Annotated in this window: 23 protein-coding genes; 10 read left to right on the top strand and 13 right to left on the bottom strand. The window is 72.2% G+C overall.

The annotated features are described in order from the left end of the window. Positions 1–6: 6 nt before the first annotated feature. Entirely contained in the window at positions 7–399 is a 393-nt protein-coding gene (locus ACFY12_RS07240) for a nuclear transport factor 2 family protein (RefSeq protein ID WP_390714740.1), read from the bottom strand. Between the two features lie 97 nt (positions 400–496). On the opposite strand from ACFY12_RS07240, the gene ACFY12_RS07235 reads away from it, so the two are divergent. Both ACFY12_RS07235 and ACFY12_RS07230 read left to right on the top strand, forming a co-directional pair. Next, positions 497–940 carry a MarR family winged helix-turn-helix transcriptional regulator gene (locus ACFY12_RS07235; RefSeq protein WP_390714739.1) on the top strand — a complete coding sequence of 148 codons (444 nt, stop codon included), beginning with the start codon at positions 497–499 and terminating at the stop codon, positions 938–940. A 13-nt stretch (positions 941–953) separates the two neighbouring features. Next, positions 954–1,307, top strand: a complete 354-nt coding sequence (locus ACFY12_RS07230) for a sigma factor-like helix-turn-helix DNA-binding protein (protein WP_390715076.1) — start codon at positions 954–956, stop codon at positions 1,305–1,307. A 33-nt stretch (positions 1,308–1,340) separates the two neighbouring features. Here ACFY12_RS07230 and ACFY12_RS07225 read toward each other — a convergent pair whose 3' ends face one another. Further along, the gene (locus tag ACFY12_RS07225) at positions 1,341–2,267 is read right to left on the bottom strand and encodes an MBL fold metallo-hydrolase (RefSeq protein WP_390714738.1); all 927 of its coding nucleotides are present in this window, start codon (positions 2,265–2,267) and stop codon (positions 1,341–1,343) included. Between the two features lie 32 nt (positions 2,268–2,299). After that, positions 2,300–3,562 carry an MFS transporter gene (locus ACFY12_RS07220; protein ID WP_390714737.1) on the bottom strand — a complete coding sequence of 421 codons (1,263 nt, stop codon included), beginning with the start codon at positions 3,560–3,562 and terminating at the stop codon, positions 2,300–2,302. A gap of 130 nt (positions 3,563–3,692) precedes the next feature. Between ACFY12_RS07220 and ACFY12_RS07215 the strand changes: the two genes are divergently transcribed. The 4 genes from ACFY12_RS07215 (at position 3,693) to ACFY12_RS07200 (ending at position 6,689) form a co-directional block, all read left to right on the top strand. After that, a complete protein-coding gene (locus ACFY12_RS07215) occupies positions 3,693–3,902 on the top strand; it encodes a hypothetical protein (RefSeq protein ID WP_390714736.1) in 210 nt (69 codons plus the stop codon). After that, complete coding sequence (locus tag ACFY12_RS07210) at positions 3,889–5,277, top strand: amidase (RefSeq protein ID WP_390714735.1); 1,389 nt, start codon at positions 3,889–3,891, stop codon at positions 5,275–5,277. Before ACFY12_RS07215 ends, ACFY12_RS07210 begins: the two co-directional genes overlap by 14 nt. Positions 5,278–5,360: 83 nt before the next feature. After that, positions 5,361–5,927, top strand: a complete 567-nt coding sequence (locus ACFY12_RS07205; protein ID WP_390714734.1) for a TetR/AcrR family transcriptional regulator — start codon at positions 5,361–5,363, stop codon at positions 5,925–5,927. Positions 5,928–6,344: 417 nt separating this feature from the next. Continuing rightward, the gene (locus tag ACFY12_RS07200) at positions 6,345–6,689 is read left to right on the top strand and encodes a resolvase (RefSeq protein WP_390714733.1); all 345 of its coding nucleotides are present in this window, start codon (positions 6,345–6,347) and stop codon (positions 6,687–6,689) included. Between the two features lie 57 nt (positions 6,690–6,746). Here ACFY12_RS07200 and ACFY12_RS07195 read toward each other — a convergent pair whose 3' ends face one another. Together ACFY12_RS07195 and ACFY12_RS07190 are read right to left on the bottom strand one after the other, a co-directional pair. Continuing rightward, a complete protein-coding gene (locus tag ACFY12_RS07195; RefSeq protein WP_390714732.1) occupies positions 6,747–7,064 on the bottom strand; it encodes a 4a-hydroxytetrahydrobiopterin dehydratase in 318 nt (105 codons plus the stop codon). Between the two features lie 501 nt (positions 7,065–7,565). Next, positions 7,566–8,951, bottom strand: a complete 1,386-nt coding sequence (locus tag ACFY12_RS07190; protein ID WP_390715075.1) for an amino acid permease — start codon at positions 8,949–8,951, stop codon at positions 7,566–7,568. 438 nt (positions 8,952–9,389) lie between these two features. Here ACFY12_RS07190 and fes point away from each other — a divergent pair, with 438 nt between their 5' ends. Continuing rightward, positions 9,390–10,712, top strand: a complete 1,323-nt coding sequence (gene fes / locus ACFY12_RS07185; RefSeq protein ID WP_390714731.1) for an enterochelin esterase — start codon at positions 9,390–9,392, stop codon at positions 10,710–10,712. 97 nt (positions 10,713–10,809) lie between these two features. Further along, positions 10,810–11,895 carry a glycosyltransferase gene (locus ACFY12_RS07180; protein ID WP_390715074.1) on the top strand — a complete coding sequence of 362 codons (1,086 nt, stop codon included), beginning with the start codon at positions 10,810–10,812 and terminating at the stop codon, positions 11,893–11,895. A gap of 231 nt (positions 11,896–12,126) precedes the next feature. Here ACFY12_RS07180 and ACFY12_RS07175 read toward each other — a convergent pair whose 3' ends face one another. Further along, positions 12,127–12,858 (bottom strand): XRE family transcriptional regulator, encoded by a 732-nt coding sequence (locus ACFY12_RS07175; RefSeq protein ID WP_390715073.1) that lies wholly within the window; start codon positions 12,856–12,858, stop codon positions 12,127–12,129. Between the two features lie 958 nt (positions 12,859–13,816). Here ACFY12_RS07175 and ACFY12_RS07170 point away from each other — a divergent pair. Both ACFY12_RS07170 and ACFY12_RS07165 read left to right on the top strand, forming a co-directional pair. Continuing rightward, complete coding sequence (locus ACFY12_RS07170; RefSeq protein ID WP_390714730.1) at positions 13,817–14,182, top strand: glycine-rich domain-containing protein; 366 nt, start codon at positions 13,817–13,819, stop codon at positions 14,180–14,182. 69 nt (positions 14,183–14,251) lie between these two features. Next, positions 14,252–14,896, top strand: coding sequence for a class I SAM-dependent methyltransferase (locus tag ACFY12_RS07165; RefSeq protein WP_390714729.1), 645 nt, complete (start codon positions 14,252–14,254; stop codon positions 14,894–14,896). Positions 14,897–15,064: 168 nt separating this feature from the next. Here the strand turns inward: ACFY12_RS07165 and ACFY12_RS07160 are convergent, their stop codons facing one another. The 7 genes from ACFY12_RS07160 to ACFY12_RS07130 all read right to left on the bottom strand — a co-directional run bounded on the left by ACFY12_RS07160 (position 15,065) and on the right by ACFY12_RS07130 (position 24,848). Then, positions 15,065–19,012 carry an amino acid adenylation domain-containing protein gene (locus ACFY12_RS07160; RefSeq protein ID WP_390714728.1) on the bottom strand — a complete coding sequence of 1,316 codons (3,948 nt, stop codon included), beginning with the start codon at positions 19,010–19,012 and terminating at the stop codon, positions 15,065–15,067. Beyond that, entirely contained in the window at positions 19,009–19,239 is a 231-nt protein-coding gene (locus ACFY12_RS07155; protein ID WP_390714727.1) for a phosphopantetheine-binding protein, read from the bottom strand. Before ACFY12_RS07155 ends, ACFY12_RS07160 begins: the two co-directional genes overlap by 4 nt. A gap of 5 nt (positions 19,240–19,244) precedes the next feature. Next, on the bottom strand, positions 19,245–19,877 hold the full coding sequence (locus ACFY12_RS07150; protein ID WP_390714726.1) for an isochorismatase family protein: 633 nt from the start codon (positions 19,875–19,877) through the stop codon (positions 19,245–19,247). A 16-nt stretch (positions 19,878–19,893) separates the two neighbouring features. Continuing rightward, a complete protein-coding gene (locus ACFY12_RS07145) occupies positions 19,894–21,558 on the bottom strand; it encodes a (2,3-dihydroxybenzoyl)adenylate synthase (RefSeq protein ID WP_390714725.1) in 1,665 nt (554 codons plus the stop codon). Continuing rightward, positions 21,555–22,760: an isochorismate synthase gene (locus ACFY12_RS07140; RefSeq protein WP_390714724.1), complete on the bottom strand. Its 1,206-nt coding sequence runs from the start codon at positions 22,758–22,760 to the stop codon at positions 21,555–21,557. Before ACFY12_RS07140 ends, ACFY12_RS07145 begins: the two co-directional genes overlap by 4 nt. A 151-nt stretch (positions 22,761–22,911) precedes the next feature. After that, a complete protein-coding gene (locus ACFY12_RS07135; RefSeq protein ID WP_390715072.1) occupies positions 22,912–23,733 on the bottom strand; it encodes a 2,3-dihydro-2,3-dihydroxybenzoate dehydrogenase in 822 nt (273 codons plus the stop codon). A gap of 128 nt (positions 23,734–23,861) precedes the next feature. After that, entirely contained in the window at positions 23,862–24,848 is a 987-nt protein-coding gene (locus ACFY12_RS07130) for an ABC transporter substrate-binding protein (RefSeq protein ID WP_390714723.1), read from the bottom strand. Between the last annotated feature and the right edge of the window lie 120 nt (positions 24,849–24,968).

Raw genomic sequence — 24,968 nt, 5'->3', positions numbered from 1 at the left:
AACTGCCTAGCGGGCGCTGCCGATATTGCGGTCGGAGCTGGAGCCCTGGAGCATCAGGGTGGTCTCCTCGATGCGGCTGAACCGGCCGTCGGCCGCCAGGTCGGCGAACACGTACACCTCCATGCGCACGCTCGTGCCGTCCTTCTTCGTGATGTGGGCGGTGTGCCGGTCGGCGTACTTGTTGCCGTCGTACAGCTCCTCGTGGACCTCGACGTGACCGTCGGCGACGAGGGTGCGCAGGTGAGCGATGTGCTCCAGGAACTCGGTGCGGTCAGCCCACTCTCCGTCAGTGCGCTGGCGGTACTCCGGCGTGAAGTGACGGTCAACGGCCTCCTGCAGGGTGAGGTCGCCATTGAAGAGCAGGTCGGTCAGGGCGGCCTCGATGCCGGTGCGAGTCATGGGAGTCCTTTCGGAAGGAACAGATATGCGTGCGCCGCGCACGCTTCTCCTTGACTGTAGCACCGAGTGCGTGCGCCGCGCACGCTATTCTTGGGGAATGAAGAAAGAAGCAGGACACGAGATCGCGGACGCGCTGGGCATCCTGCTGCGGCGCACCACCCGCACGCAGCTGCACAGGAAGCTGACCGAAGGGGCAGGCGAGGCGGTGGACGAACTGACCTACCCCGTGCTCAGCGCACTCGCCCGGACCGGGCCGTGCAGCGCGGCCGATCTGGCACCCGATGTGGGGCTCGACCGCTCCGGCGTCACACGCCGGGCTTCCCGGCTGGAGGACGCCGGCCTCATCCGACGCGAACCGGACCCCACCGACCGGCGCGCACATCTACTCGTCCTCACCGAGCAGGGCAGACTCACCGTGGCCGAGCTGCGCACACGACTGGCCGCCCACATCACGGCGAGCCTGTCCTCATGGCCACCCGGCGAGGCCGAGACCTTCGCCCGCCAACTGCGCCGCTTCACGCTCGACGGCCCCTTCACCTGACGAACGGACAGGCATCACGCGACGGGCAACGTCAGACACCCACGACGCCCAGGCGAGTCTGGCGCAAGATCCGAAAGATGCCCGCAGCCTCCTCCGCCCGCTCGAGACTCACAGCATCGACGACGTCAACCTCCCCGTCCGGGACGCCGCCGACCGCATCCTCACCTCACAGGTCGTCCTGGATGCCCTGGACCAACTCACCGCCCGGCAACGGGAGATGATCCCCCTCACCTACTACCGCGGCCACAGCGTCCGGCAGACCTACGAACACCTCGGCATACCCCCCGGCCCCGTCAAGTCCCGTACGCACAACGCGCTGCGCGCCCCGAAGGACGCCCTGGGCGCCCGGTGTCCCGCACACCCGTGACTGCCCGTGTGCGAGCCGCGGCTCTGGAGCGGGTCACTGCGAGACGGTCTGCGGGGCTGCGGGGACGGGCGCGAGCCGGTAGGCGTTCTCGTCGGTGATCACGCGGCCGGCGGTGGGCGGCGCGAAGTGGGTGCCGAGGACCAGGGTCTGCGTGTCGGCGAGGGAGCCGAGCAGCTTGCGGCGGGAGGCCTCGGACTGCTCCGGGTCGATGTCGACGCACGCACCGATGGAGGGGTGGGCGAACTGGACCGGGTGGTGGATGCAGTCGCCGGTGATCAGCCCGGTCTCACCCTGGCTGGTCAGCTCGACGGCGAGGTGGCCGGGGGTGTGGCCGGGCGTGGGCAGCAGGCGCAGGCCCGGGGCGATCTCGGCTCCCTCGGCCGGGACGTCGACGAGGTCGAGCAGCCCCGCCTTCTCGATGGGGATCACGGAGTCGTGGAACATCTGCTTGCGCGCCTCTTCCATGTCGTACGTGGCCCAGAACTCCCGCTCGATGCGGGAGGTGAGGTAGCGGGCGTTGGGGAAGGTGGGGGCCCACTCGCCGTCCACCTCCCGCGTGTTCCAACCGACGTGGTCGGCGTGCAGGTGGGTGAGGATCACCAGGTCGACGGAGTCCGGGGGGAAACCGGCGGCGGTGAGGCGATCGAGGAAGTCGGTCCTCAGGTTGTGCCAGGCGGGGTTGGCCCGCTCCTTGCCGTTGCCGATGCCGGTGTCGACGAGGATGCGCAGCCCGCCCAGGGCGAACGCGAAGCTGTGGCTGTCGATGCGCAGGATGCCGTCGTGGTCGGCGAAGTCGGGGCGCAGCCAGTCCTGTTGCTTGACCACATCCGTGGTGGCGTCCGGCAGCAGCCAGGGTCCGGTCGCGGGCGGCAGGGGGACCTCGTCGATGCGGCGGACGGTGACGTCGCCCACGGTCCAGGAGGGGATGGTGGTGGTCTCATCGGCCGGTGAGGCGTTCATGGTCCGTCGTTTCCTTTGTTCTTCAGTGGTTTTCAGCGGAGGTGGTCGTCTGCGGCGTGGAGCGCCTTGCGCCGTGACGCGGTCAGTGCTGCCACCGCCGCGACGGCGAGCAGGGCTGCGGCTACGGCGTAGGTGTGGGAGGTGGTCCGCAGTCCGAAGTGCTGGGTCGTGGCGCCCGCGGCGATGGCGGGGACGCTCATGGACAGGTAGCTGAGGACGTAGTAGGCGGCCAGGGTCGCGGCGCGGTCCTGTTCGCCGAGCGAGGTGAGCATCATGCGCAGCGCGCCTTGGGAGACGGCGCCGAAGGCGACGCCCGCCAGGGCCGCGCCGGCGTAGACGGCGAGCAGGCCGACGCCGTGCAGACCGAGCAGACTCAGGGCCACGGACGGGATCACCACCACGGCTCCGCCGGTGGCTGCGGCGAACGGCGCTGTTCGCCGCAGCGTCCACACGGTGAGCGCGGCCGCGGCGCTGACGGTGAAGAAGACCATGCCGCCGAGCGCGTACGGGGCGCCGGGGGCCACGAGGCGTACGAGCGCCGGGCCGAGGGAGGAGTAGAAGCCTCCCAGTGCCCAGACGGCGACGACTCCGGTGCCGGCCGCCGGTAGGGCGCGGCGGGCCGTGGGCGGCACGGCGAGCTGCGGCCGCAGGGAGCGCAACGCCCCGGCGCGTGTGCGGGCCGTCTCCGGGATGAACGTGACCGCGATCGCCTGGGCGGCGAACAGTGCCGCCAGGAGCACGTACACGGTGGCCGTGGGGGCGGGGGCGAAGCGGACGAGGAGGGTGGCGACCAGTACGCCGGCGGCCATGCCGGCGACCGGGGCGAGGCTGTTGGTCAGGGCGGACCGGCCCGCACGCCGGGGGTCCGCCAGGTCGAGGAGGGCGGCGCCCGCGGCGCTGGTGGCCGCGCCCGTGGCCGCTCCCTGCAGGATGCGGGCGGCGATCAGCGGGCCGGCGCCGTCCGCCGAGGCCAGGACCAGCATCGAGACTGCCTCCAGGACCAGGGCGCCCACCAGGACGGGGCGCCGCCCCAGGTGGTCGGAGAGCGCTCCGACGGTGAGCAGGGCCACCAGCAGCGTCAGGGAGTAGGCGCTGAAGATCACCGTGACCGTCAGGGCGGTCAGGCCCCACTGGTCCTGGTAGAGGGGGTACAGGGGCGTCGGCGCGCTGGAGGCCGCCAGAAGCGAGGCCAGGATCGACGCGTCGAGGACGAAGGCCGCGGAGCGGTTCACCGTGCCGGGGCAGGCGGTCGAGGAGGGGCATGGTGCGGGTGCGCCCGGTGTGGCGCCGGACATGAGACTCCTTCCGCTAAACGCAACGGGTTTGCTTTAAGCCACCGTATGCCCTAGTGTCGCTTAAAGCAAACCGTTAGCTTTTGGTGCGGGGATTGCTCCACAGCTCCAGCTCGATCGGGAGAGAACGCTCATGTCCGCTGCTGAACTCACGCCGCCGGAGGCGGCCCTGTGGGCCGACCGTGCAGGGCTCCCGCTGCGGGCCGACCGGCACGCCGCGGTGGCCGCCACCGCCGACCACATCCACTCCGTCGTCACGGTCCTGCGGGAACTGGACTTCGGGGACGCCCCGCCCGCCGCCGCCTACCGCGCGGGAGAGGAGAAGAACGATGCAGCCGTATGAGCTGTCCCTCGCCGCAGCCGCTGACGCGATCCGGGCACGGAAGCTGTCCCCCGTCGAGCTGGTGGACTCCGTCCTCGACCGGATCGAGAAGGCGGAACCGCACCTGAAGGCCTACGTCACCGTCACCGCGGAACAGGCACGCCGGGCGGCGCGCGAGGCCGAGCAGGAGGTCGCTGCCGGCCGCCTGCACGGCCCGCTGCACGGTATCCCCATGGGGCTGAAGGACCTGATCGACGTCGCCGACGCGGCCACCACGGCCAGCTCCCGGGTCCGCGCGGACCACCGCGCGGTGGCCGACAGCACGGTCGCCGCACGCCTGACCGCGGCCGGCGCGGTCCTGGTCGGCAAGACCCACACCCATGAGTTCGCCTACGGTCTGACCACCCCGCAGACCCACAACGCCTGGGACCAGGACCGGGTCGCGGGCGGCTCCAGCGGCGGATCCGCCGTCGCCGTCGCCGCGGGCACCGCGACCTTCGCGCTGGGCACCGACACCGGCGGGTCGATCCGGGTGCCCTCTGCGCTCAACGGAGTCGTCGGCCTCAAGCCGACCTACGGCCTCGTCCCCCGCCACGGCATCACGTCACTGTCCTGGTCGCTGGACCACGTCGGGCCGATCACTCGCACCGTCGAGGACGCGGCCCTGGTCCTGACCGCCCTGGCCGGCCACGACCCCCGCGACCCCGCCTCCCTGACCACGTCCACCGCGGACTACCGGCCGGGCGCGGGTACGGATCTGACAGGGCTGCGTGTCGGTGTGCCGCGCAACTACTACTTCGACCACGTCGACCCGGAGGTCGAGGCCGCCGTCCGGCGCGCCATCGCCGAACTCGAGACCCTCGGCGCGCGCCTCGTCGAGGTCGAGATCCCGATGACGCGCTACATCCAGGCCACCCAGTGGGGCCTGATGGTGCCGGAGGCCACCGCCTACCACGAGCGAACCCTGCGCGCGGTCCCCGAGCTGTACCAGGCGGACGTCCGCATCCTTCTCGAAGCCGGCGAGCTGATGCCGGCCGGGGACTACCTGCGCGCCCAGCGCTCCCGCACCCTCATGCGGCAGGCCTGGGCGCGCCTGCTGGAGGAGGTCGACGTGATCGCCGCCCCGACGGTCCCGGCGACCGCGGCGAAGGCGGACCAGTCCACTCTCACCTGGCCGGACGGCACCGTCGAGGGTGTCTCCGACGCCTACGTACGCCTCTCGGCCCCCGCCAACATCACCGGGGTGCCCTCGCTGTCCGTGCCGGTCGGACACGACACGACAGGCCTGCCCATCGGCATGCAGCTGCTCGGCCGCCCCCTCGGGGAGCCGGCGTTGTTGAGGGTCGGCCACGCCTACGAGCAGACGCAGCCCGCGCGCCGGCCGGCGGCGGTGTAACGAACCGACCGCGTGGCCCCGGCCTGACCGGCCGGGGTCACGGACGAGCGCTTGAAGCAACATATTTGCTTTACGGTGGTTGTATGAGCCGAAAGCCAATGGTGCGCCCCGGCGGGCGCAGCGCCAGGGTGCAGGCGTCGGTGCACGCCGCCGTGCGCGAACTCGAGGCGGAGGTGGGCCGCGAAGCGCTCACGGTCCCCCTGGTGGCAACCCGCGCCGGAGTCACCCCGTCCACGATCTACCGCCGCTGGGGCGATCTGCAGGAGCTGCTGTCGGACGTGGCGGTCGAGCGCCTGCGGCCCGAGACGGCGCCGCAGGACAAGGGAAGCCTGAGGTCCGACCTCGAGGCCTGGGCCGAGCAGTTCCTCGAGGAGATGGCCGCCCCCACGGGCCGCGCCTACATCCGCGACGCCCTGCTCGGTGACCCGGACGGCAGCAACGCCGGCCAGTGCTCCGCCTACGCGGCCGAGCAGATCGACGTCATCCTCGACCGCGCGGCCGGCCGCGAGGAGACCACACCCGACGTCGAGACGGTCCTCGACCGCGTCGTCGCCCCCATGATGTACCGCATCCTCTTCCGCCCCGACGGGCTCGACACCGCGTACGCGCGTCAGCTGGTGGCAGGGCTGGTCGGCTCGACCGACCACTGACCGAACGCCTCCGCGAGCGGACTGTTCCCCTGAGGCCGGATGCTCCACCCCGGGCGTCCACCGCGTCCCGCACGACGGGCACTCCGCCGCGTCCCGGGCATCCCGCAACGCAGCCACCCTCGCCCGCACCCGCCGGGCCTGATACCACTGCCTGGAACGACACACCGCCGAACAGAACCGGGCCCGCGGACCGGCGTCCGGCCGAAGCCGTTTCACCACAGGCCGGGCAGTACCGGGCAGGCACCCGGCCATCACCTTCGGCCACCCCACCAGGCAGGTCATGAAGCGGCTGTCCCGCTTCCGCAATCCCACGTAGGGGTGCTCTGGCATCAAAGGTGAGCACATACGGGAACGGGACTGCCCCCGCGCGCGAGAAGCGGTGGTTCCTGCGGTCGGCGGAGAGGAAAGACGTACCTCGTGCCTCACTGCACGAGGCAGCCCGGCGAGCGCACCGACGCCGGCCACGAGGACATCCCCGCCCCGGAACTACCGGCCACCCTCGACATGCCGGGCAAGGTCGCCGACTTCCTCCGCACGGCCGACCTGGACCCCGCCGAGCGGGCCGCGCTCGACCAGGGCGTGATCGTACGGCGCGGCCAGGGCCACACCCTGCGAGTCAGCGCCATCCCCTCCGTGCACCGCGGGCTCCTCGTACGCTGCCAGCCCCTCGACGGCACCCAGGGCGCCCCGGTCGTCCCGGCTCAGCGCAAGGCCCGCCGCGAGTATGAGAACCGCGTCAACGCCCCCGGCAGCGGCGTCTGAAAGGGATCAGGGAGTATTCCCAGGTCAGGGGCTACTCCGTTGTTCTTTCGGCGAGTACTACTGGGACCCCGCGCCGTGTGCCGGCGCGATCTCCTCGATACGGCGGGCCAGCCCGAAGTCGAGGCGGGTGATCCGCCCGCCGGCGCTGTGGGTGTTGACCGCGATGGAGAGCCGGTTGTAGCCCAGCGTCAGATCGGCGTGGTGCCCGAGTTCCTCCTGGATCCGGGCGATGTGCATGACCATCACCGCGGCCGGGAGGTGCCCGCCGAAGTGGTAGCTGCGGTGGAGTGCGTTGTCGGCCGCGGTCCACCCGGGCAGCTCCGCCAGCCCGTCCTCGATCTCCGTCTCCGTGAGCGGTTGCGCCTGAGCGGTCATCGCGTTCTCCTCTCGCCGGTGCCATGTGCCCCGTACTTGGTCTCGCCGGTGCCGTGTGCTGTCTACCCGGGGTGGGGCCGGCCCACCGTCCGCCACCGGCGGCCCCCCGGCCGGTCCGGGGGCGTACCGGCTGTCGCGGGCCGGGCCGGGCCCGGAGACTCGACGGTATGACGAGGGGTGTGCCGATCGGGGACGGCCGCGCCGTGGCACGGTTCGCGCTGGTGGGTGTGGTGTACGCCGGGGGCTTGGCGGGGTTCTTCGTGCTGGGTGACAGCTGGTGGCAGCCGGCCGTGGCCGGGTTCCTGGCCTGGGTGTACGGGCGGACGGCGCGGGTCGCCCGGGAGACGGCGCGCCGGCCGGCGGTCCGCGCCCGGTGGGCGGGCGGGACGGCCGGCCGGCATCAGGGCGCTCCGCTCCCCCGTCCTGCGGCACTGGGGGACGGAGGCTGCGCTGCTGCCGGCCCACCTCACGCTCTACCTGTGCGCGCTGTCCCTCGTGCTGTCACCCGGCAAGGCGCTGGTGTTCCTCCTGGTCCACCAGTGCGGCTTCGGCCTGTGCCTGGCCGGTGTGCGCGCCGTCGGCCACCGGGGTCCGGCGGCTCCGCCGCCGGGCCGCCATCCAGGCGTAGACGAGGATGCCGGCGAACAGGAAGAGCACGCCCTGGTAGATCGCGGCGTAGCCCGCGCCGGCGACGAGCCAGAAGGTGAAGCCGAAGGCGACGAGGGCGAGGGTCAGATCGCGGGCGAAGCGGGCCGGGCGAACCTTGTCGCGGCGGCCGCTGAGCAGGAAGTAGACCTGGGCGGCGGCGGCGAGGAGGTACGGCACGGTCACCGAGAAGGTGGTGATCAGGACGAGGATCTCGAAGACGCCGCCGCTGCCGATGAGGTAGTTGATGACGGTCAGGGCGCTGGCGAGCACGCTCGCGGCCAGGACGCCGAAGGTCGGCACCCCGCGCCGCTTGGTGCCGAACGCGGCGGGGAACAGGCCGTCCTTGGCCGCGGCGTACGGGGACTGGGCGCTCATCAGGGTCCAGCCGTTGAGCGCGCCGATGATCGAGACGACGGCCGCGCAGGCGACGATGGTGCCGCCCCAGTGGCCGCCGAACATCGCGTCGACCGCGTCCGAGAACGGCGCCTTGGAGGCGACCAGCTTGTCGTGCGCGACGGTGCCGAAGACCGCGACGGTGCCCAGGAGGTAGACCACGGCGGCGCCGACGGTGCCGAGGACGGTGGCCCGTCCGACGTTGCGCTTGGGGTCGCGGACCTCACCGGCGCTCATCGCGGCGGACTCCACGCCGACGTAGGAGTAGAGCAGTATCGCGGCGGCCGCTGACATCCCGCCGAGCGCGCTGGCACTGCCGCTGCCGGTCTGGAACGGCCCGAGGTTGTCCGGGTCGAAGAAGAACAGGCCCACGACGGCGATGAACAGCAGCGGGACGAACTTGAGGATGGTGGAGACCAGCTGGACGGCGCCCACGTAGCGGGTCCCGGCGAGGTTGGCGAGGGCCGGCAGCCAGAGCGCACCCAGGGCCACGAGGAGGTCCGTACCGGCAGACGCGCTGCCGGGGAAGAGGACGTGCACATAGCCGACGGCGGCGACCGCGAGGGCCGCGTTGCTGACCCAGGTCATGGTCCAGTACGACCAGGCTGAGAGGAATCCGGCGAAGTCGCCGAAGGCCTCGCGCGCGTAGACGTAGGGGCCGCCGGTGTCCGGGTGGCGTTCGGCGAGCCGGCCGAAGACCAGGGCGAGGGCGACGGCGCCGATGGTCAGCACGCCGAAGGCGACGAGGCTGAGGGTGCCGAACGGGGCCACCGAGGCCGGAAGCAGGAAGATGCCGCCGCCGATGATGTTGCCCATCACCAGGCAGGTGGCGGTCAGCAGACTCATCCGGAAGGGAGCCTTGGCTGGATTGTGCGAGTCAGGACCGGTCTCGGGGTGCTGAGCGGCAGGGCTGCGGTGCATGGATCGTGCGTCTCTCGTCGTGCCGGTGCCCGAGGTCGCCGGGCTGAAGCACATGGTCACCGCCCGGGCGGCGCGGTTCAAGTCACCGGGAATGCTCCGGCCCCGGCGCCCTCCGGACGGAGGATCTCCGGTGGCACGGGCGGAGCGCGGTAATCCCCCCGGCCGTCGTGATCAAGGACCGTTCGGCGTCATCCGGTGTCATCCGGCGTCATCAGGGACCGTCCGACGCCGCCCGCCCCCACTACCGGGCCTCGCAGTGACTACTACCAGGCTTCGCAGTGGCTACTACCGGACTTCGCAGCAGCACCCGACCCAAAGGTAAGGTGTACCTAAGTTGATCTCACCGTCATCGGAGTGCACCGCATGCCCGTGCCCGTTCCGCCCGAGGGTGCCCCGCACCACCCCCCGCGCCTCGCCCGCCCCCAGGCGGTGCCCCGGCTCACGGACCCGGGGTGGCCCCTGCCCGCTCCGGAGGACCTCGCGGACGCCGCGGACGGCACCACCGAGGCGTTCTGGGCGGACGTCCGCAAGCGCGGCACCCCGCTCGTCGCGGCCGACCCTCAGGGCAGCGCCGACCACCTGGCCGTGACGTTCCTGTGGCGCGGCACCCCCGCCACCCGCGCCGTGATGGTCCTGCCCAACAAGCTCGGCGACCCACGGGCCCCCGAGGGCAACCTGATGGAGCACGTCCCCGGTACCGACATCTGGCACTGGACGCTCCGGCTGCGCCACGACTGGCGCGGCACGTACGACCTCTGCGTCGACGCATGCACGGAGAGCGCCAAGAGCGCCGAGAGCGACGGACCCGCACCCGGCAGCCCGGAATACTGGGGGTGGCTGCGCACCCAGCGGCGCACCGACCCGTTCAACACCCGTACGCTTCCCGGCCGTTGGGACGCCGACCCGGTCCCGTACACGGAACTCCCCGCCGCCCCCCGCGCGGTGGACTGGGAGCCCAGGCCGGGCACCGGGCGCGGCACCGTCACCGAGCACGAGGTGGCGAGCGAACACCTCGGCGCTCCCCGGCGCGTCTGGCTGTACCAGCCGCCGGTCGCAGCGGAGCAGCCGGCGACAGGAACGGCGGAGCTCCCGGTCCTGGTCCTGCTGGACGGTGAGCACTGGCAGCCCCGGCTCGGCCTCGCGCACCTCCTCGACAACCTCATCGCGGACGGCCGCATCCCGCCGCTCGCCGCCGTGCTGCCGGATTCCGTGGACGCGTCCACCCGCTGGGCCGAGCTGACCTGCCGTCCGGAGTACGTCGCCTTCCTCACCGACGAGCTGCTGCCGTGGGCGTCCGGGCGGCTGCCCATCACCGCCGCCCCCGCCCGGACCGTGATCGCCGGGCAGAGCCTGGGCGGGCTGACGGCCGCGTACGCCGCGCTCACCGCGCCGGACCGCTTCGGCAACGCCCTGGTGCAGTCGGGGTCGTTCTGGTGGCCGGTCGGTCCGGACGCGGAGTGGCTCACCGGCCGGATCGCCGACGGCCCGCGGCTGCCGGTGCGCTTCTGGCTCTCCTTCGGCGAACAGGAGTGGGCGAACCTCCCCGCCGCCCGCCGCCTGCGCGCGACCCTCGCGGCCGCCGGCTACCACGACGCCTCCTACCGCGAGTTCAACGGCGGACACGACTACCTGTGCTGGCGCACGGAACTGGCCGACGGCCTGGTGGACCTGCTGTCCGGCACCTGAACCGGCTACCGCCGGCGAGCGGCCCGCCCGACACGTCGCCACCGGGAGCCCAGCACACAGGGCCCGAGCCGGGGCAGAGCCCGGCCCTGGACGACCGATCCGCACGTTGCAGGCCCGGCTGGCGGCGGTCGGCGGCACCCTCGACGTCCTCTGGATCGGCACACCGGACGGCCTTGAGGCCCAGGTGGCTCCGTCCGAGGGCATTCCCTTCGCCGGCGTCGCCACCGGCAAGATCCGCCGGTCCGGCAACCCACTCAAGCTCGTGTCGCCGGCGAACGTGCGGGATATGGCGCGGGTGCCGCTCGGAGTCGCCCAGGCCCGGAAGGTGGTTGGCGATTTCCGGCCGGATGTGGTCCTGGCTACGGGAGGGTACGTCGCCGTTCCGGCTGGGCTGGCGGCGCGCATGTGCCGTCGGCCGCTCGTGCTGCATGAGCAGACGGTGCGCCTGGGACTGGCGAACCGGAAGTTGGCGAGTTCGGCGACGCGTATCGCGGTGTCGTCGGAGTCGACGCTGCCGCTTCTGCCGGAGGCGGTGCGCGATGCCGCGGTCGTCACGGGGAACCCCGTGAGGCCCGATGTGCTGGCCGGGCACGCAGAGAAGGCCGTTGCGGCGCTGGAGTTGCACGGTTTCGACCGGCGTTTGCCGACCCTCTACGTCACGGGCGGCGCGCAAGGCGCTCAGCAGATCAACGAGGTGGTGCGGGGCGTGCTGCCGTGGCTGCTGGAGCGCGCGAACGTCGTTCATCAGTGCGGGCCGGCCCATGTCGAGGGGCTGCGGCAGCACGCCGCGGCACTGCCCACGGATCTGGCTGGGCGGTACTACCTGACCGGGTTCGTCGGCCCGGAACTGCCCGACGTCCTGGCTCTCGCCGATGTCGTGGTCTCCCGGAGCGGCGCGGGCACCTTGGCGGAGCTCACCGCCCTCGGCAAACCGGCGGTGTTCATCCCGCTCGCCTCGTCGGCCGGCAACGAGCAGGCCCACAACGCCAGGCACCTTGAGGAAGCCGGCGCCGCGGTCTCCCTTGTCGGTGACGTCACCGCCGACTCCTTGCGCGATGCCGTCGGGCCGCTGCTGACGGACCCTGCCCGGCGAGGAGCGATGGCGGAGCGGGCTCGGATGCACGGGAGGCCGGACGCGGCGGACAGGCTGGTGGACGTGATCCTGTCCGTGGCGTCCGGCTGAACGGCGCGCGGGCAGTGTTACCGGACGTGCCGGGTGGCGCCGTCCTCGATCAGGGCGGCGACCGCGGCGATTGCGTCCGCGTACTTGCCCCACGGATCGGGGACGTCCCGGCTATCGAGGTAGAGGGCGACCTTGGCCTCGAACTCTCGCCTCGCGCACCAGCGGATTACTTAGCTGAACTGGGAAAACGTACCCGACTCACGGTCACGTGACCAACCGGGGAAGCCCTGCTCAAGGCCGGTGGCTGTACTGCTCCATCGTGGCCTTGGAAGTGGACGCGTCTTTGAAGATCAGTTCCCAGGGGCCGGTGTTCACATCGAAGTCCTTACCGAACCCGACCCACTTCCCGGTCATCTTCCGGCCCGTCGGTTCGACCAGCAGTTGCAAGGCGCCGTGATAGACCGCTCCGGCGTAGTAGCCGTCACGGGCCGTCTCCTCACGCCATGATCCCGTTACGACGTTCCCGTCCACGGTCAGGTCCATAGTCAGCGGGGAGTCGGGGTTGGACGAAGCCTCGGGCAGGGACCGCACGGTTAGTTTGTTGCGGTGCTGAATGATCACGACGAAGTGTTCGCCGGTGAAGTCGGCTTCCCTGCCTGACGAGTGGTACTCATACCGGGACAGCCAGATGCCCGACATGGTGCCGTGATCGTTGTGCTTGGACATGGGGACAGCACCTCCCAGGGCTGTTTCGGCTCCCATGATTACCGCCTCTCCTTGCACCGGTTCATGCCCATTGGCCGATGTCCTTTCTGCCGTTCGGGCGTTCGGGACCGGTATCGCGAACCCTAGAGCCTCGATGGGGAGGCCCGTCACGCGCTCCAGAGATCTGATGTAGATCTTCCGAGGCATCCGAACGGCTCCGGACTCCCAGCGCTGCACGTTCCGTTTGGCGCAGTCGTTTGGTTCGCCGTGCTCCCGTCCATCCTCGCGTATGGCCTGGGCTAACTCGTCCTGAGACATGCGCAGGCTGACCCTGACGGCGTGAAGGATCGTGTTCGGTTCACCCACGCCTTCGACGGTACGGCGCCGGACGACAGTCGGTCTCGGGTTCTGGCAAACAAATGACGCCGGACTGACGCCTTGACGGTCGCCGCCCCTCGCCTGCTCACCCCGGTACATCTGTGGTCTCTCACCGACACGGGGGCACGGAAGGAGTGGGGAATGGCCATGACACTGACGGTCTATCGGATCGCCCCAGAGACCGGGCAGACGACGGTGATCCGAAGAGAACGCACGATCCGCCCCACGGCGATTCCGACCCGCAGTGGCATGCCCTCTTGCGAGTGCCTTCGCTGCGTGGCGCTTGCACGAGATGGCGGCCAGCCGGACACCACAGGAACGGTGCAACGCCGTGAAGGGTCGAAGCCACGCCGCGCCCAGGCGACAGGGCTGGAGCGATGAGACAGACGGCGGAGTGGCCGCGCGGGACGGCCGTGTTCGACAGCGGTTCTCAGATGGTCGGCATGGTCTGGGAGCGGAAGGGGGCGCGGATGACCCTGATACGCCCCTCTGGCTTTCGCTGGGATACCCGCGCCATCGCCGTTCGCCCGGCCAGCGGCAGGGAACGGGTCCAACTCGCCGCTCTGGCGAAGCATGCCAGGAATGTGCAGGGCCATGCCGTGCTCAGGGGCAGGAGGTCACCTGTCACGGGACGTTCTGGGGCGGGACCTTCGCCGTACTGACGTGGGGAACAGCCGTCGTGCTGCTGACCATGGCAGCCACCGGAAGGCCTACCCCAGCGAACTGACAGACTCCCGCCCGGTCGCACGCCGCTGAGAAGCGGAGTCGGCCGGCCGGGTCGCAAGTGCACTGCACCACTCCGACAACGAAGGAGACGCACGTGGCAACAGCAGTCCAAACGCGGGACCCCCGAACCTGCGTGAGCCCGGAAGTCTGGGAGCGCGAGGTAAGGCTCATCATGCGCGACCACGAGATGGCCCGCGATCTGGCCGAACGCACCTTCGACCAGACGATCGCCTATCTGGTCACCTCCGCCGAACGCCCTGACGTGGACATGGGCCCGGCCCGGCTCGTGGACTTCGGGGTTCATACGTTCGTGCTCGACACCAACAATTACACGGAGTTCTGCCTCAATCACGCGGGACAGTACATCCACCACGTCCCGCACCTGCCCGAGGAGGAGGCCGGCCAGCCGTACGTCCTCAAGGCCACGATCCAGGCCATCCGGGACGCCGGATTCGTCATCGACCGGGAACTGTGGAACGCCAAGGCGGCGGACTGCCACCAGTGCCACGCCTGCTGTTCTGATAGCCCTGTCGCCTGACGGAGCCGAGTAAGGTCCGGTGGCTCCCCCTCGCAGAGAGGGGGAGCCATCCTGCGTGGAAGGAGCGGCATGGAAGCACTTACCGCAGCGTGGGAACGGTACGCCGCAGGCAGAACGCCCAGAAGGGCCGTCAACGCCGCCGGCGCCACCACGTGGTTGAACTGGACCCAGTACCCCGACCACGGCCCGGGCGAGTCCCTGCTCGGCCAGATGCGCGGGCGCCGGGTGCTGGAACTGGGGTGCGGTACGGGCTGCAACCTCGCCCACCTCGCAACAGTCGGCGCTCGGTGCGTAGGAATCGACGTCGCCCCTACCCAACGCATGAAGGCGGAAGCACGGTGGGGTCACATTGCTGGCCTTACCTTTCGCACGGCGGAGGCGACGCAATTCCTGAGTGATCACACCGAGCGTTTCGACGTAGTGTTCTCGATCTTTGGAGCAGTGTGGTTCACCGATCCGGAACGACTCTTGCCCCTGGTGCGGGAGCGTCTGAGCCAAGGCGGGGTATTCGCCTTCTCACACAAGCCACCGGCCAAGGACCAACAGCCAGGGGCAGCGCTACGGCAGGCACGAGCGGTCTCACGGTGGGACTGCTCGGCCGATGAATGGGTTGACCTCTTGGCGTCGGTCGGCTTCTCGAACATCACGGCGAAAGTCGTTGCGCCGCCGGAGAGTGAGCAGGAAGGCACATTGTTGGTGCGCGCTGAGGCATGAGAGGTACCTGGTTGCCTCGAACGAAGAAGCCATATCGCACGCATCCCCGCCGCGGCGTCCTGACCGCACGACCGCTCCCCCGTTGCAGAATTCGGCACCCAGGGATAGCCAGGGATAGCGAGGGCCTCCTGCGGGATCACCACCGCAGGAGGCCGGTGGGTATTCCCGCTATACGGACTGCAAGCCCTGGTCGAGCTCCTTCAGCCGGGCGGTCAGCGCCGCGGCGACGTGGTCCAGGTGCTGGTCACGCATCAGCTGGGGGTGGGTGCAGTCGAGGTCGTGGTTGGTGAGGGTGCCGGTCACGTGGGGGTGCCAGGCCTCGTATGTGAGCCAGTCCTCGGCGCGGGGTGCGGCGGCGGTGAAGAACAGCAGGTCGCCGGTGTACGGGCGGTGATGGTGTTCGCGCATCATGCGGGCGTGGTTGGGCACGATGTCGACGATCCGCGACAGGGTGCGGTCGGTGAGTCCGGCCAGCGGGCTGCCCGCCCGGCGCAGGGTGGCCAGGACGTCGTCGCGGGTGCGTTCGCCGGTGCGGTCGAAGCCCGCCATGCGCAGCACCGCGGTGAGGGCGTCGCCCTCCTCGGGTGCGGGCCGTCCGCGCCACTGCTCGGCAGGGAACGCGTCGAGCAGGGCGAGGAGTTCGACCGCCTCTCCGGCCTCCTGGAGCAGTACGGCGACGGTGTGCGCGAGGACACCGCCGACGGACCAGCCCACGAGCCGGTAGGGGCCGTGCGGCTGGACCTCGCGGATGCGTGCGGCGTAGTCGGCGGCCTCCTCCGCCAGGGTGCGGGGCAGCGGCTCGTCGCCGGTCAGGCCGCGGGCCTGGATTCCGTACACGGGCCGGCCGGGGCCGAGGCGGGCGGCCAGACCCGCGTAGCACCAGGAGATGCCGCCCGCGGGGTGGATCGCGAACAGCGGCGGCCGGTCCCCGTCGGCGCGCAGCGGCAGGACGACATCGAGGGCGTCCCCCGAGGCCGGGCCCGCGGCCGCCACGCGGGCGGCGAGCGCGGCCGGGGTCGGCGCCTCGAAGAGGGAGCCGATGGTCAGCTCGGCGCCGAGCTCCTCCCGTACCCGTGTCACCAGCCGCACCGCGAGCAGCGAGGTGCCGCCGAGGTCGAAGAACGCGTCGTCGGGACCGGCGCTCTCGACGCCGAGGACCTCGGCGAAGAGCCGGGTCAGCGCCTCCTCGCGGGGACCGGCCGGGCGCCTGGCGCCCTCGCCGCCCGCGAAGACCGGGGCGGGCAGCGCACGGCGGTCGAGCTTGCCGCTGGGGCTGAGCGGGAACGCGTCGAGGGCGACGACCGCCGCCGGGACCATGTGCTCGGGCAGCTCGCGGGCGAGCGCGGCGCGTACCGCGGAGGGATCGGCTCCGCCCGTCACATAGCCGACGAGCCGGTCCTCCCACACCACGGCGCAGGCGCCGTCCACGCCTTCCCGGGCCGCCAGCGCGGCCTCGATCTCGCCCAGTTCGACGCGCTGGCCGCGCAGCTTCACCTGGTGGTCGGTGCGGCCGAGGTACTCGACCTCGCCGTCCGCCGTCCAGCGCGCCAGGTCGCCGGTGCGGTACATCCGGGTATCCGGCGGGCCGAACGGGTCGGTGACGAACCGGGACGCCGTCAGCTCGGCGCGGCGGAGGTAGCACTCGGCCAACTGCCGCCCCGCCAGGTGGAGTTCGCCGGGGATGCCGGGCGGGCAGGGCCGGCCTGCCGCGTCCAGCACGTACAGGCGGGTGTTCCACACGGGCCGGCCGATCGGTACCGGACCGGTGCCGTCCGGGGCGCAGGCGTGGTACGTGACATCGACGGCGGCTTCCGTCGGCCCGTACAGGTTGTGCAGCTCGACGCCCGGCAGCGCCCGCCCGAAGGCGTTCACGGTCTCGCGGGGCAGGGCCTCACCGCTGCAGAAGACCCGGCGCAGCGCGTCCGCGCACGCGGGGGCACCCGGCTCGGCGAGGAAGACCTGGAGCATCGACGGGACGAAGTGGCAGGTGGTGACGGTCTGTTCGCGGATCAGGCGGGCCAGGTAGGCCGGGTCCTTGTGGCCGCCGGGCTCGGCGACGACGAGCGCGGCGCCCTCGCGCAGCGGCCAGAAGAACTCCCAGACGGAGACGTCGAACGAGGACGGGGTCTTCTGGAGCACCCGGTCCCCGGGGGTGAGCCGGTACGCGTCCTGCATCCAGCGCAGCCGGTTGTCGATCGCCCGGTGCGACACCACGACACCCTTGGGGCGGCCCGTGGAGCCGGAGGTGTAGATGACGTACGCGGGGTGGGCGGGGGTCAGCGGGCGCGGCGGGTTCACCCACAGGTACCCGGACAGGTCGAGCCTGTCGAGCGCGACGAGCGGGGTCCCGGTGTCCTCCGGGAGGTGGCCCGCCCGGTCGGTGATCGCGCAGACCGGCGACGCGTCCTGGAGCATGTACGCGAGCCGTTCGGCCGGGTAGTCGGGGTCGAGCGGCAGATACGCGGCTCCCGCCTTGAGCACCGCGAGCAGGGCGATGACCAGGTCGGCCGAGCGCGGCACCGAGACCGCCACCAGCGCTCCCGGCCGGGCGCCGAGGGTCTGCAGGTGCCGGGCCAGCCGGTTGGCGCGCACGTTCAGCTCGGCGTAGGTGAGGGACGTGTTCCCGAAGACCAGCGCGGTCGCGTCCGGGGTCCGCGCGGCCTGGGCCTCGATGGGGCCGATGAGGGTCGTCGGCGGCAGTGCGCGGTCGGTGCGGTTGAACTCCTCGGTGACCAGGGCGTGTTCGGTGGGTGTCGCGATGGTGTGCACGGCGAGCGGCTGCCCGGGGTCGGTCTCGGCGAGCCGCCGCAGCAGGTGCAGGAACCGTTCCTGGTGTGCGGCCAGGTCGGCGTCCTCGTACAGCGCGGGGTTGCCGTCGTGGTCGATGCGCAGGCCGCGGCCGTCGGCGCGGTCGTAGATGTTGACCGTGAGGTCGTCGACGGGGCCGGCGGACAGGTTCCGGGCCCGGGCCGGCGCGCCCGCGAAGTCCACGCCGTAGTCGAAGGGCATGACGTTGACGAGCGGGCCGACCAGGCCCCGTGACTCGCCGAGCAGCCCCAGGTCGCGGCGGATGTCCTCGTAGCGGTAGCGCTGGTGGCGGCGGACCTGGCGGATGCCGAGCACGACCTGGCGCACCAGCTCGGCGAAGGTGGCGTCGGGGGTGACGGTGAGCCGCAGCGGCAGCACGTTCATGACCATGCCCGGGACGCGGAGGGCGACGGACCCCATGCGGCCCATCATGGGCAGCCCGAGCACCACCTCGGACCGGGCGGTGGCCCGGGAGGTGTAGAGGGCCTGGGCGGCGATCAGGACGTCCGGCCAGGTCGCGCGGAGCCTGTCGGCGAGGTCGCGCAGCCGCTCGGCGGCCGCCTCCGGCAGGTACGCGGTGCGGCGGCGGAAGGTGCGGGCGGGCAGCGCGCCGCGGCCGGCCAGCCGGGGCGCCTCGGGGCGGTCGGCGAAGGCCTCGGTCCAGTGGGCGCGGTCGGCGGCGAAGCCGTCGGAGGAGCGGTACGCGGCGTCCTCGGCGACGAGGTCCGCGAGGGATCCGAAGGTGCGCGGGCCGGGCTCGTCGCCGCGTACCAGCGCCGCGTAGACCTCGGCGGTGCGCCGTACGAGGAGCGAGTAGCCGTATCCGTCCATGACGAGGTGGTGGATGCGCTGGTACCACAGCCACCGCCGTTCGCCGGTGCGGAACAGGGCGTGCCGGAACGGCGGTCCGGCCGCCAGGTCGCAGGGCTCGGCGAGGTCGGCGCGCATCCAGGCCTCGGCCTGCCGTTCGGCGTCGTCCGCGGCCGTCAGATCGTGCACGGTCAGGGGCAACTCGACGGAGGGCAGGAGGTGTTGGCGCGGACCGTCGGGGGTGTCCGTGACGCGCAGGCGCAGCGCGTCGGCCTCGGCGGTGACCCGCCGCAGGGCGGCGGCGAACAGGTCCGGGTCCAGCGGCCCGTCGATCTCCAGGCACTCCGCGGTGTTCTGTGCGGGGCTGAGCGGATCGAGGGCCTGCGCGTACCACATGCCCGACTGGGCCGCGGTCAGCGGCAGTACGGCGGCACCGGCGTCCGGCGCACCGGGCCCGGAGCCGGTGGCGGCGGTACCGGCGGTGAGCAGCGCGGTCACGCGTCGGCTCCGAGCAGCGGGGCCCAGGCCTCGAGGGCCGGGCGCTCGGCGAGGTCCGCGAAGTCCGCCTGGACGCCGTGCTCACGGCGCCAGCGTCCGAGCAGCGCCATGATCCGGACCGAGTCCAGGCCCCAGTCCACGAGGTTGTCGTCGACGGGAATGTCCGCGGGGTCCTCGCCGAGGCAGTCGGCGACGTCCGTGCGGATCTGGTCGAGGGTGAGGGCCATGGTGTTCAGGACTCCTGGAAGAGTGCGTCGGTGGTGGTCACGGCCGCGCAGCGGCCGGCGGCCCAGCGGAGGGCCAGGTCGTGGTCCTCGCGGGAGAAGTCGGCGACGGCGTCGGCGACGACGAAGGCCTGGATGTCCCGCATCCACGCGTCGCAGGCGGTCATGAGCACCCCGATGTGCGCGTAGACGCCGACGATGACCAGCTGGTCGCGGTCGGTGTCGCGGAGCACCTTCTCCAGCTGGGTGCGGACGAAAGCGCTGTACTTCCACTTGGTCAGCATCCGGTCGCCGGGCCGCGGCGCGACCTGGTCCGGGATGGCGAGCGCGTGCGGGTCGTTGGCGACGCCCGGGCCCCAGAAGTCGAGCTGGAGGCCGCGCTGCTGGGGCGTCTGCCCCCCGCGCTGGGTGGAGTAGACGACCGGTACGCCGAGGCGGCGGGCCCCGTCCAGCAGCCGGGCGGTGTTGCCGAGCATGCCGGTCAGCGGCTGCTCACCGGCCGGGAACGCGTCGAGGAAGTGGTTCTGCAGGTCGTGGACGAGCAGCGCCGCGCGGGTGGGGTCCACGGTCCAGTCGACGCGGTTGGCGGGCAGCTCGTCCCCGGCCGGCAGCGGGTAGGGGGCGATGGCGGGAAGTGCCATGGTGGTGGGGGACCTTTCAGTGCTGCTCGGCGGGGGCGGCGGCGGACCGCAGCCCCTTCTTGCTGGTCTTGCCGATACCGGTCTGCGGGAACGCGGTCACGAACTCGACGAGGTCGGGGACCTTGTACGCCGCCAGGCCGCGCTCGCGGACGAACCGCTTGACGGCGACGGGCTTCAGCGGTTCGGCTCCCGCGCGCAGGATGACGTAGGCGAGGGACCGTTCACCGAGGTACTCATCGGGCACCGCGACGACGGAGACGTCGTGCACGGATGGGTGGGCGAGGAGGACGTTCTCGACCTCCTCCGGGGCGATCTTCTCGCCGCCCCGGTTGATCTGGTCCTTGGCCCGGCCCTCGACGACGAGGTGACCGGTCGCGGTACGGCGCACGAGGTCGCCGGTGCGGTAGAAGCCGTCCTCGGTGAAGGCCGTCGCGTTGTGCCCGGGCGCGCGCCAGTATCCGCGGATCGTGTACGGGCCGCGGGTCAGCAGGTGGCCGGTGCCGCCTTCGGGGACGTCGTGTCCGGCGTCGTCGACGATCCGGACCTCGTCGTCCGGGGAGATCGGCCGGCCCTGTGTGGTGTGGACGGTCTCCTCGTCGTCGTCGAGGCGGGTGTAGTTGACGAGCCCCTCGGCCATGCCGAAGACCTGCATCAGGCGGCAGCCCAGTGCGGGGGTGAGGCGGCGCGCCGCCTCCGCGCTGTACTTGGCGCCGCCCACGAGCACCAGCTCCAGGCTGGACAGGTCGCTGTCCGTCGCCGGGCCGGCCTCCGTCCACACCAGGGCGAGCGGCGGGACCAGCCCGGTCATGGTGATCCGTTCCCGCCCGATGAGGGGGAAGGCGGTCTCCGGGTCGGGGCGCGGGCAGAGGACGGCCGTGCCCCCGGCGTACAGCGCGCCCAGCCAGCCGGGCGAGCTCATCGGGAAGTTGTGGGCCGCGGGCAGGACGACGAGGAAGCGGGTGTCCGCGTCGACACCGCAGATCTCGTTGGAGCCCCGCAGCGAGTAGAGGTAGTCGTCGTGGGTGCGCGGGATCAGCTTCGGTACACCCGTCGTGCCGCCCGACAGCTGGAGGAAGGCCAGTTCGTGCGGTTCGGGTCCGGCGAGCGGCTCCGCCGGGTCGCACGGTACGTCCGCGAGCGCGGTGTGCTCCCCCGGGTCGCCGGCCACGAAGACGTGCCGCAGGCTCGGGGTGCGCGCCGCGATCCGCGTGGCGAGATCGCGGTGGTCGAACCCCGCGTGCCGGTCGGGGATCACATACGCGACGGCTTCCGTGAGGGAGCAGAAGTGCCCGATCTCCGTCTCCCGGTGGGCGGGCAGCGCGTACACGGGCAGGGCGCCGATCCGGAAGAGGGCGAAGACGACCTCGGCGAACTCGCCGATGTTCGGCAGCTGGACGACCACCCGGTCGCCCTTGGCGATGCCGCGGGCGGTGAATCCGGCGGCCAGTCGGTCGGCTCGCTCGTCCAGTTCGCGATAGGTCCAGGTGCGCCGTGCGGGCGCCGGGTCGACGAGGGCGATCCGGTCGGGGTGGGCGGCGGCGCGCTCGCGCAGCATGCCGCCGAAGGTCTCCCCGCGCCAGTGGCCCGCCGCCCGGTAGCGCCGGGCGAACCCGTCGGGCCAGGTGGGCGCGTCGACGCCCGGGGTGGTGGCGGGAACGGGCTGCTTAGCGAGCTCACTCACAGCGCGGCCCCCACGGCGTCCAGGAACGTACGGAACTTGGCGCCGGTCTCGGCGGTCTCGGCCTCGGGCGACGAGGCGGCCACCACTCCGGCGCCCGCGAACAGCCGCAGGGCGCGGCCCTCGGCCTCGGCGCAGCGGATCGTCACGACCCACTCGCCGTCGCCGTCCGCGTCCTGCCAGCCGACCATGCCGGTGTAGGGGCCGCGGTCGAACGGCTCCGACTCGGCGATGACGGCGCGCGCCACATCGGTCGGGGTGCCGCACACCGCCGGGGTGGGGTGCAGGGCCAGCGCCAGGTCCAGGGCGGTGGCGTCCGGGTCGGCGAGCTCGCCGGTGACGGTGGTCGACAGGTGCCACATGGCCGCGGTGCGCACCAGCGTGGGGCGGCCGGGCACCTCCAGGCGGGGGCAGAACGGTGCGAGCGCCTCGCGTACGGCGTCGACGACGACGGCGTGTTCGTGCAGGTCCTTCGCCGACTCCAGGAGGGCGGCGGCGCGGCGTACGTCCTCGGCCAGGTCGGCGCTGCGCGGGGCGGACCCGGCGAGCGGGTTGGCGGTCAGGCGGCCGCCGTGCCGGGCGACGAGAAGCTCGGGGCTGGCGCCGATGAGGGTACGGCCCGGGCCGCTGGGCACCGCGAAGGTGTACCCGGCCGGGTCGCGGCGCGCCAGGCGGCCCAGCATGGCCGTCAGGTCCGGCTCATGAGGAGCGGTCAGTTCCAGTGTGCGGGCGAGGACGACCTTGTCGAACTCCCCGGCCCGCATCCGCCGGACCGCGGCGGCGACGGCCGCACCGTACTCCTCGGGGGCCGGAACCTCCTTGACCTGCCAGCCGGTCCGCCCGCCGGTGCCGGGTGCGGGCAGGACGGCCGGCGGGTCCTCGCGCAGCGGCGGCGCCCACCGTACGGACTCCGGGACGGCCAGGGCGGGTGGGGCGTCCGGGGTGAAGGGCAGCGAGCCGACGACGACCGGTGCCGGGTCGCCCGCGCACCGGCGCGCTTCAAGGGCCTCGCGCACCCGCTCCGTCAACGGCCGGGTGTCGTGGGGTACTTCGACGGCGGTGCCGTGGCCCAGCAGGGTGTGCCGGGGCGTGGCGAGGAACCGGTCCGTGGCGGGCCGGTAGGCGTCGAGCAGGACGGTCGCCGCACCGGGGGCGACCGGGGGCGGGGTGAGGGAAGCGGTGGCTTCGGTCAGCGAGGCGGACATGCGTGTCTCCAGCGTGGCATGGGGGTCTCCCGTGCGGGACGAGCCGCTGTGGGCGGCGTGAGGTGTTCGGATGGGCCGGTTCCGCTTCCGGGGCGGGTCCGTGCCCTGGGCCGGTGCGGACCCGGGTCCAGGGCTCGGGCCCCGGGCCGGGTCAGGCCCGGAGGGTGGCACCGCCGTCGACGTACAGGTCGTGCAGGGTGATGTGGCGGGCGCGGTCGGAGACCAGGAAGGCGACGGCCTCGGCGATGTCGGCGGGGTCGGCGATCCGGCCGAGTGGGATACCGGTGCGGTGGGCGGCGGGGTCCCCCTCGATCACGCGTCGCGCGCCCTCGTCGTCGGGCAGGCCGGCCGCGGCCCACATGGCGCGCTGCATCTCGGTGCGGGTGGAGCCGGGGCAGACCGTGTTGCAGCGCACGCCCCGCGAACCCACCTCCAGACCCAGGCACTTGGTGAACATCACGGCCGCGGCCTTCGACGCGGCGTATGCGGACATGCCCGCGCGCGGGATGCCCGCCGCGTTCGAGGCGACGGTGACGATGCTGCCGCCGCCGCGCCCGGCCATCCGGCGGGCGGCGGAGCGCGAGACGTGGAAGACGCCGGTGGTGTTGACGGCGAACACCGCGGCCCAGTCCTCGTCCGTGAGGTCCACGACGTCCGAACAGCGCAGGATCCCGGCGACGTTGACGGCGATGTCCAGCGGCCCGAGGGTGTCCTCGGCCTCGGCGATCAGGGCCTCGACGGCGGCGGCGTCCGTGACGTCGAGCGGGCGGACGGTGACCTGGTCGCGGTACTTGCGGTGCGTCCCCCGCTCAGGCGTCCCGTGCGTGCGGTGCTCATCCGTCCCGTGTGCGCCGTACTTCGCGGCGAGCGCGTCGAGGCCCTCGGGAGCCAGGTCGGTGGCGAGGACCCGGGCACCCCGCTCGACGAGCGCCGCGACCACGGCCTCGCCGATACCCCGGCCCGCCCCCGTCACCAGGGCGAGCCGTCCCGCGAGCTCCTGGCCGACGTCCGCCCTGCCGTCAGCTCCCGAGAGGGCGTCAGTCACCGCTGGAGTACGGTCGGTTATCAGCGGGCCGTCGGTGCCCGGCAGGCTGTGGGCGCTCACTTGACCATCGCCTTCCGGATGTCGTCGAGCACCGAGACGGCCGCCTCGGCACCGCCCAGGCTCGTCCACTTGGAGCCGTCGGTCACGGTCGCGTGCTTGTCCCGTACGGCGTCGAGCTGCTGGTAGGCGGGCTTGCCGGCCAGCTTGTCCAGCAGGCTGTCGCGCGTGGTGCCCGGGTCCAGGGTGCCGATGAACAGCCAGTCCCCGTCGATCTCCTTGAGGTTCTCCTCGCTGATCGGCGTGGAGTGGCCCTCGCCCTTACGGGCCTGGATGCCGGGCCGTGCGAAGCCGATGTCCTTCAGGACATCGCTGATGAACACACCCTGCTGGATGACGTTGGTGCCCTTCGCCGAGTAGCGGGCCACGGACACCTTGGCCCCGGCCTCGGCACCGAGGTCCTTCTTCAGGGCCGCGACCTTGGTGCCGTAGCCGGTGAGGAACTTCTCGGCCGCGTCGCTCTTGCCGAGCACCCGGCCGGTGATCTCGAGGGACTTCTTCCAGTTCTTGGTCTTGTCGACGGTGACGACGGTGGGGGCGATCCTCCGCAGCTGCTGGAGAACCTGTTTGTCGGCGAGCTGCCCGGCGAGGATCACGTCCGGCTTGGCCTGGACGACCTTCTCCACGTCCGGGCCGGTCACCGCGCCCACCACGGGTATGCCCTTCGCCCGGTCCGCGAGGTAGGCGGGGGCGCCCTTCTGGCCGCGGCCGGCGGTCAGCCCCACCGGCCGCACGCCGAGCGCGAGCGCCGAGTCCAGGTCCATCTCGCTGAGCGTCACGACCCGCCGGGGCGAGGCCGGAACGTCGACCTTCGCGCCGGTCGCGTCGGCGACCTGGGTCGTGGGTCCTTTGCCCGCACCGGCCGAACCGTCGCCCCCGCCGGAGGATCCGCAGGCGGTGAGCGCCGACGCGCCGAGGGCGAGGAAGGCGGCCACGACGGTGGCGCGGGCACGGCGCGAGGAGGGACGGGGCGGGTTCGGCTCCATGACCTTCTGTCTCTGTCGGTGGGGGACTGCGGGGCGGCCCCGGACCGGGGTCCCGGCGTCGCATGCGGTGAACGCGCGTGACACGGGGCGCGTTTGAGGCATGCGGAAGTCCGCAGTATC

This window comes from Streptomyces sp. NPDC001339 (genome assembly GCF_042895955.1).
Lineage (GTDB): Bacteria > Actinomycetota > Actinomycetes > Streptomycetales > Streptomycetaceae > Streptomyces.
The sequence above is the reverse complement of the archived record's forward strand: the minus strand, read 5'-3'. Positions and strand labels throughout refer to the sequence as shown.

What these genes read in the sequence shown, in the direction of transcription:
- ACFY12_RS07240 (WP_390714740.1), bottom strand. Translation starts at nt 399, where the DNA reads ATGACTCGCACCGGCATCGAGGCCGCCCTGACCGACCTGCTCTTCAAT.
- ACFY12_RS07195 (WP_390714732.1), bottom strand. Translation starts at nt 7,064, where the DNA reads ATGACCGCTCAGGCGCAACCGCTCACGGAGACGGAGATCGAGGACGGG.
- ACFY12_RS07190 (WP_390715075.1), bottom strand. Translation starts at nt 8,951, where the DNA reads ATGAGTCTGCTGACCGCCACCTGCCTGGTGATGGGCAACATCATCGGC.
- ACFY12_RS07170 (WP_390714730.1), top strand. Translation starts at nt 13,817, where the DNA reads ATGCGCGACCACGAGATGGCCCGCGATCTGGCCGAACGCACCTTCGAC.
- fes (WP_390714731.1), top strand. Translation starts at nt 9,390, where the DNA reads ATGCCCGTGCCCGTTCCGCCCGAGGGTGCCCCGCACCACCCCCCGCGC.
- ACFY12_RS07215 (WP_390714736.1), top strand. Translation starts at nt 3,693, where the DNA reads ATGTCCGCTGCTGAACTCACGCCGCCGGAGGCGGCCCTGTGGGCCGAC.
- ACFY12_RS07150 (WP_390714726.1), bottom strand. Translation starts at nt 19,877, where the DNA reads ATGGCACTTCCCGCCATCGCCCCCTACCCGCTGCCGGCCGGGGACGAG.
- ACFY12_RS07175 (WP_390715073.1), bottom strand. Translation starts at nt 12,858, where the DNA reads ATGTCTCAGGACGAGTTAGCCCAGGCCATACGCGAGGATGGACGGGAG.
- ACFY12_RS07130 (WP_390714723.1), bottom strand. Translation starts at nt 24,848, where the DNA reads ATGGAGCCGAACCCGCCCCGTCCCTCCTCGCGCCGTGCCCGCGCCACC.
- ACFY12_RS07235 (WP_390714739.1), top strand. Translation starts at nt 497, where the DNA reads ATGAAGAAAGAAGCAGGACACGAGATCGCGGACGCGCTGGGCATCCTG.
- ACFY12_RS07205 (WP_390714734.1), top strand. Translation starts at nt 5,361, where the DNA reads ATGAGCCGAAAGCCAATGGTGCGCCCCGGCGGGCGCAGCGCCAGGGTG.
- ACFY12_RS07210 (WP_390714735.1), top strand. Translation starts at nt 3,889, where the DNA reads ATGCAGCCGTATGAGCTGTCCCTCGCCGCAGCCGCTGACGCGATCCGG.
- ACFY12_RS07220 (WP_390714737.1), bottom strand. Translation starts at nt 3,562, where the DNA reads ATGTCCGGCGCCACACCGGGCGCACCCGCACCATGCCCCTCCTCGACC.
- ACFY12_RS07225 (WP_390714738.1), bottom strand. Translation starts at nt 2,267, where the DNA reads ATGAACGCCTCACCGGCCGATGAGACCACCACCATCCCCTCCTGGACC.
- ACFY12_RS07155 (WP_390714727.1), bottom strand. Translation starts at nt 19,239, where the DNA reads ATGGCCCTCACCCTCGACCAGATCCGCACGGACGTCGCCGACTGCCTC.
- ACFY12_RS07140 (WP_390714724.1), bottom strand. Translation starts at nt 22,760, where the DNA reads ATGTCCGCCTCGCTGACCGAAGCCACCGCTTCCCTCACCCCGCCCCCG.
- ACFY12_RS07165 (WP_390714729.1), top strand. Translation starts at nt 14,252, where the DNA reads ATGGAAGCACTTACCGCAGCGTGGGAACGGTACGCCGCAGGCAGAACG.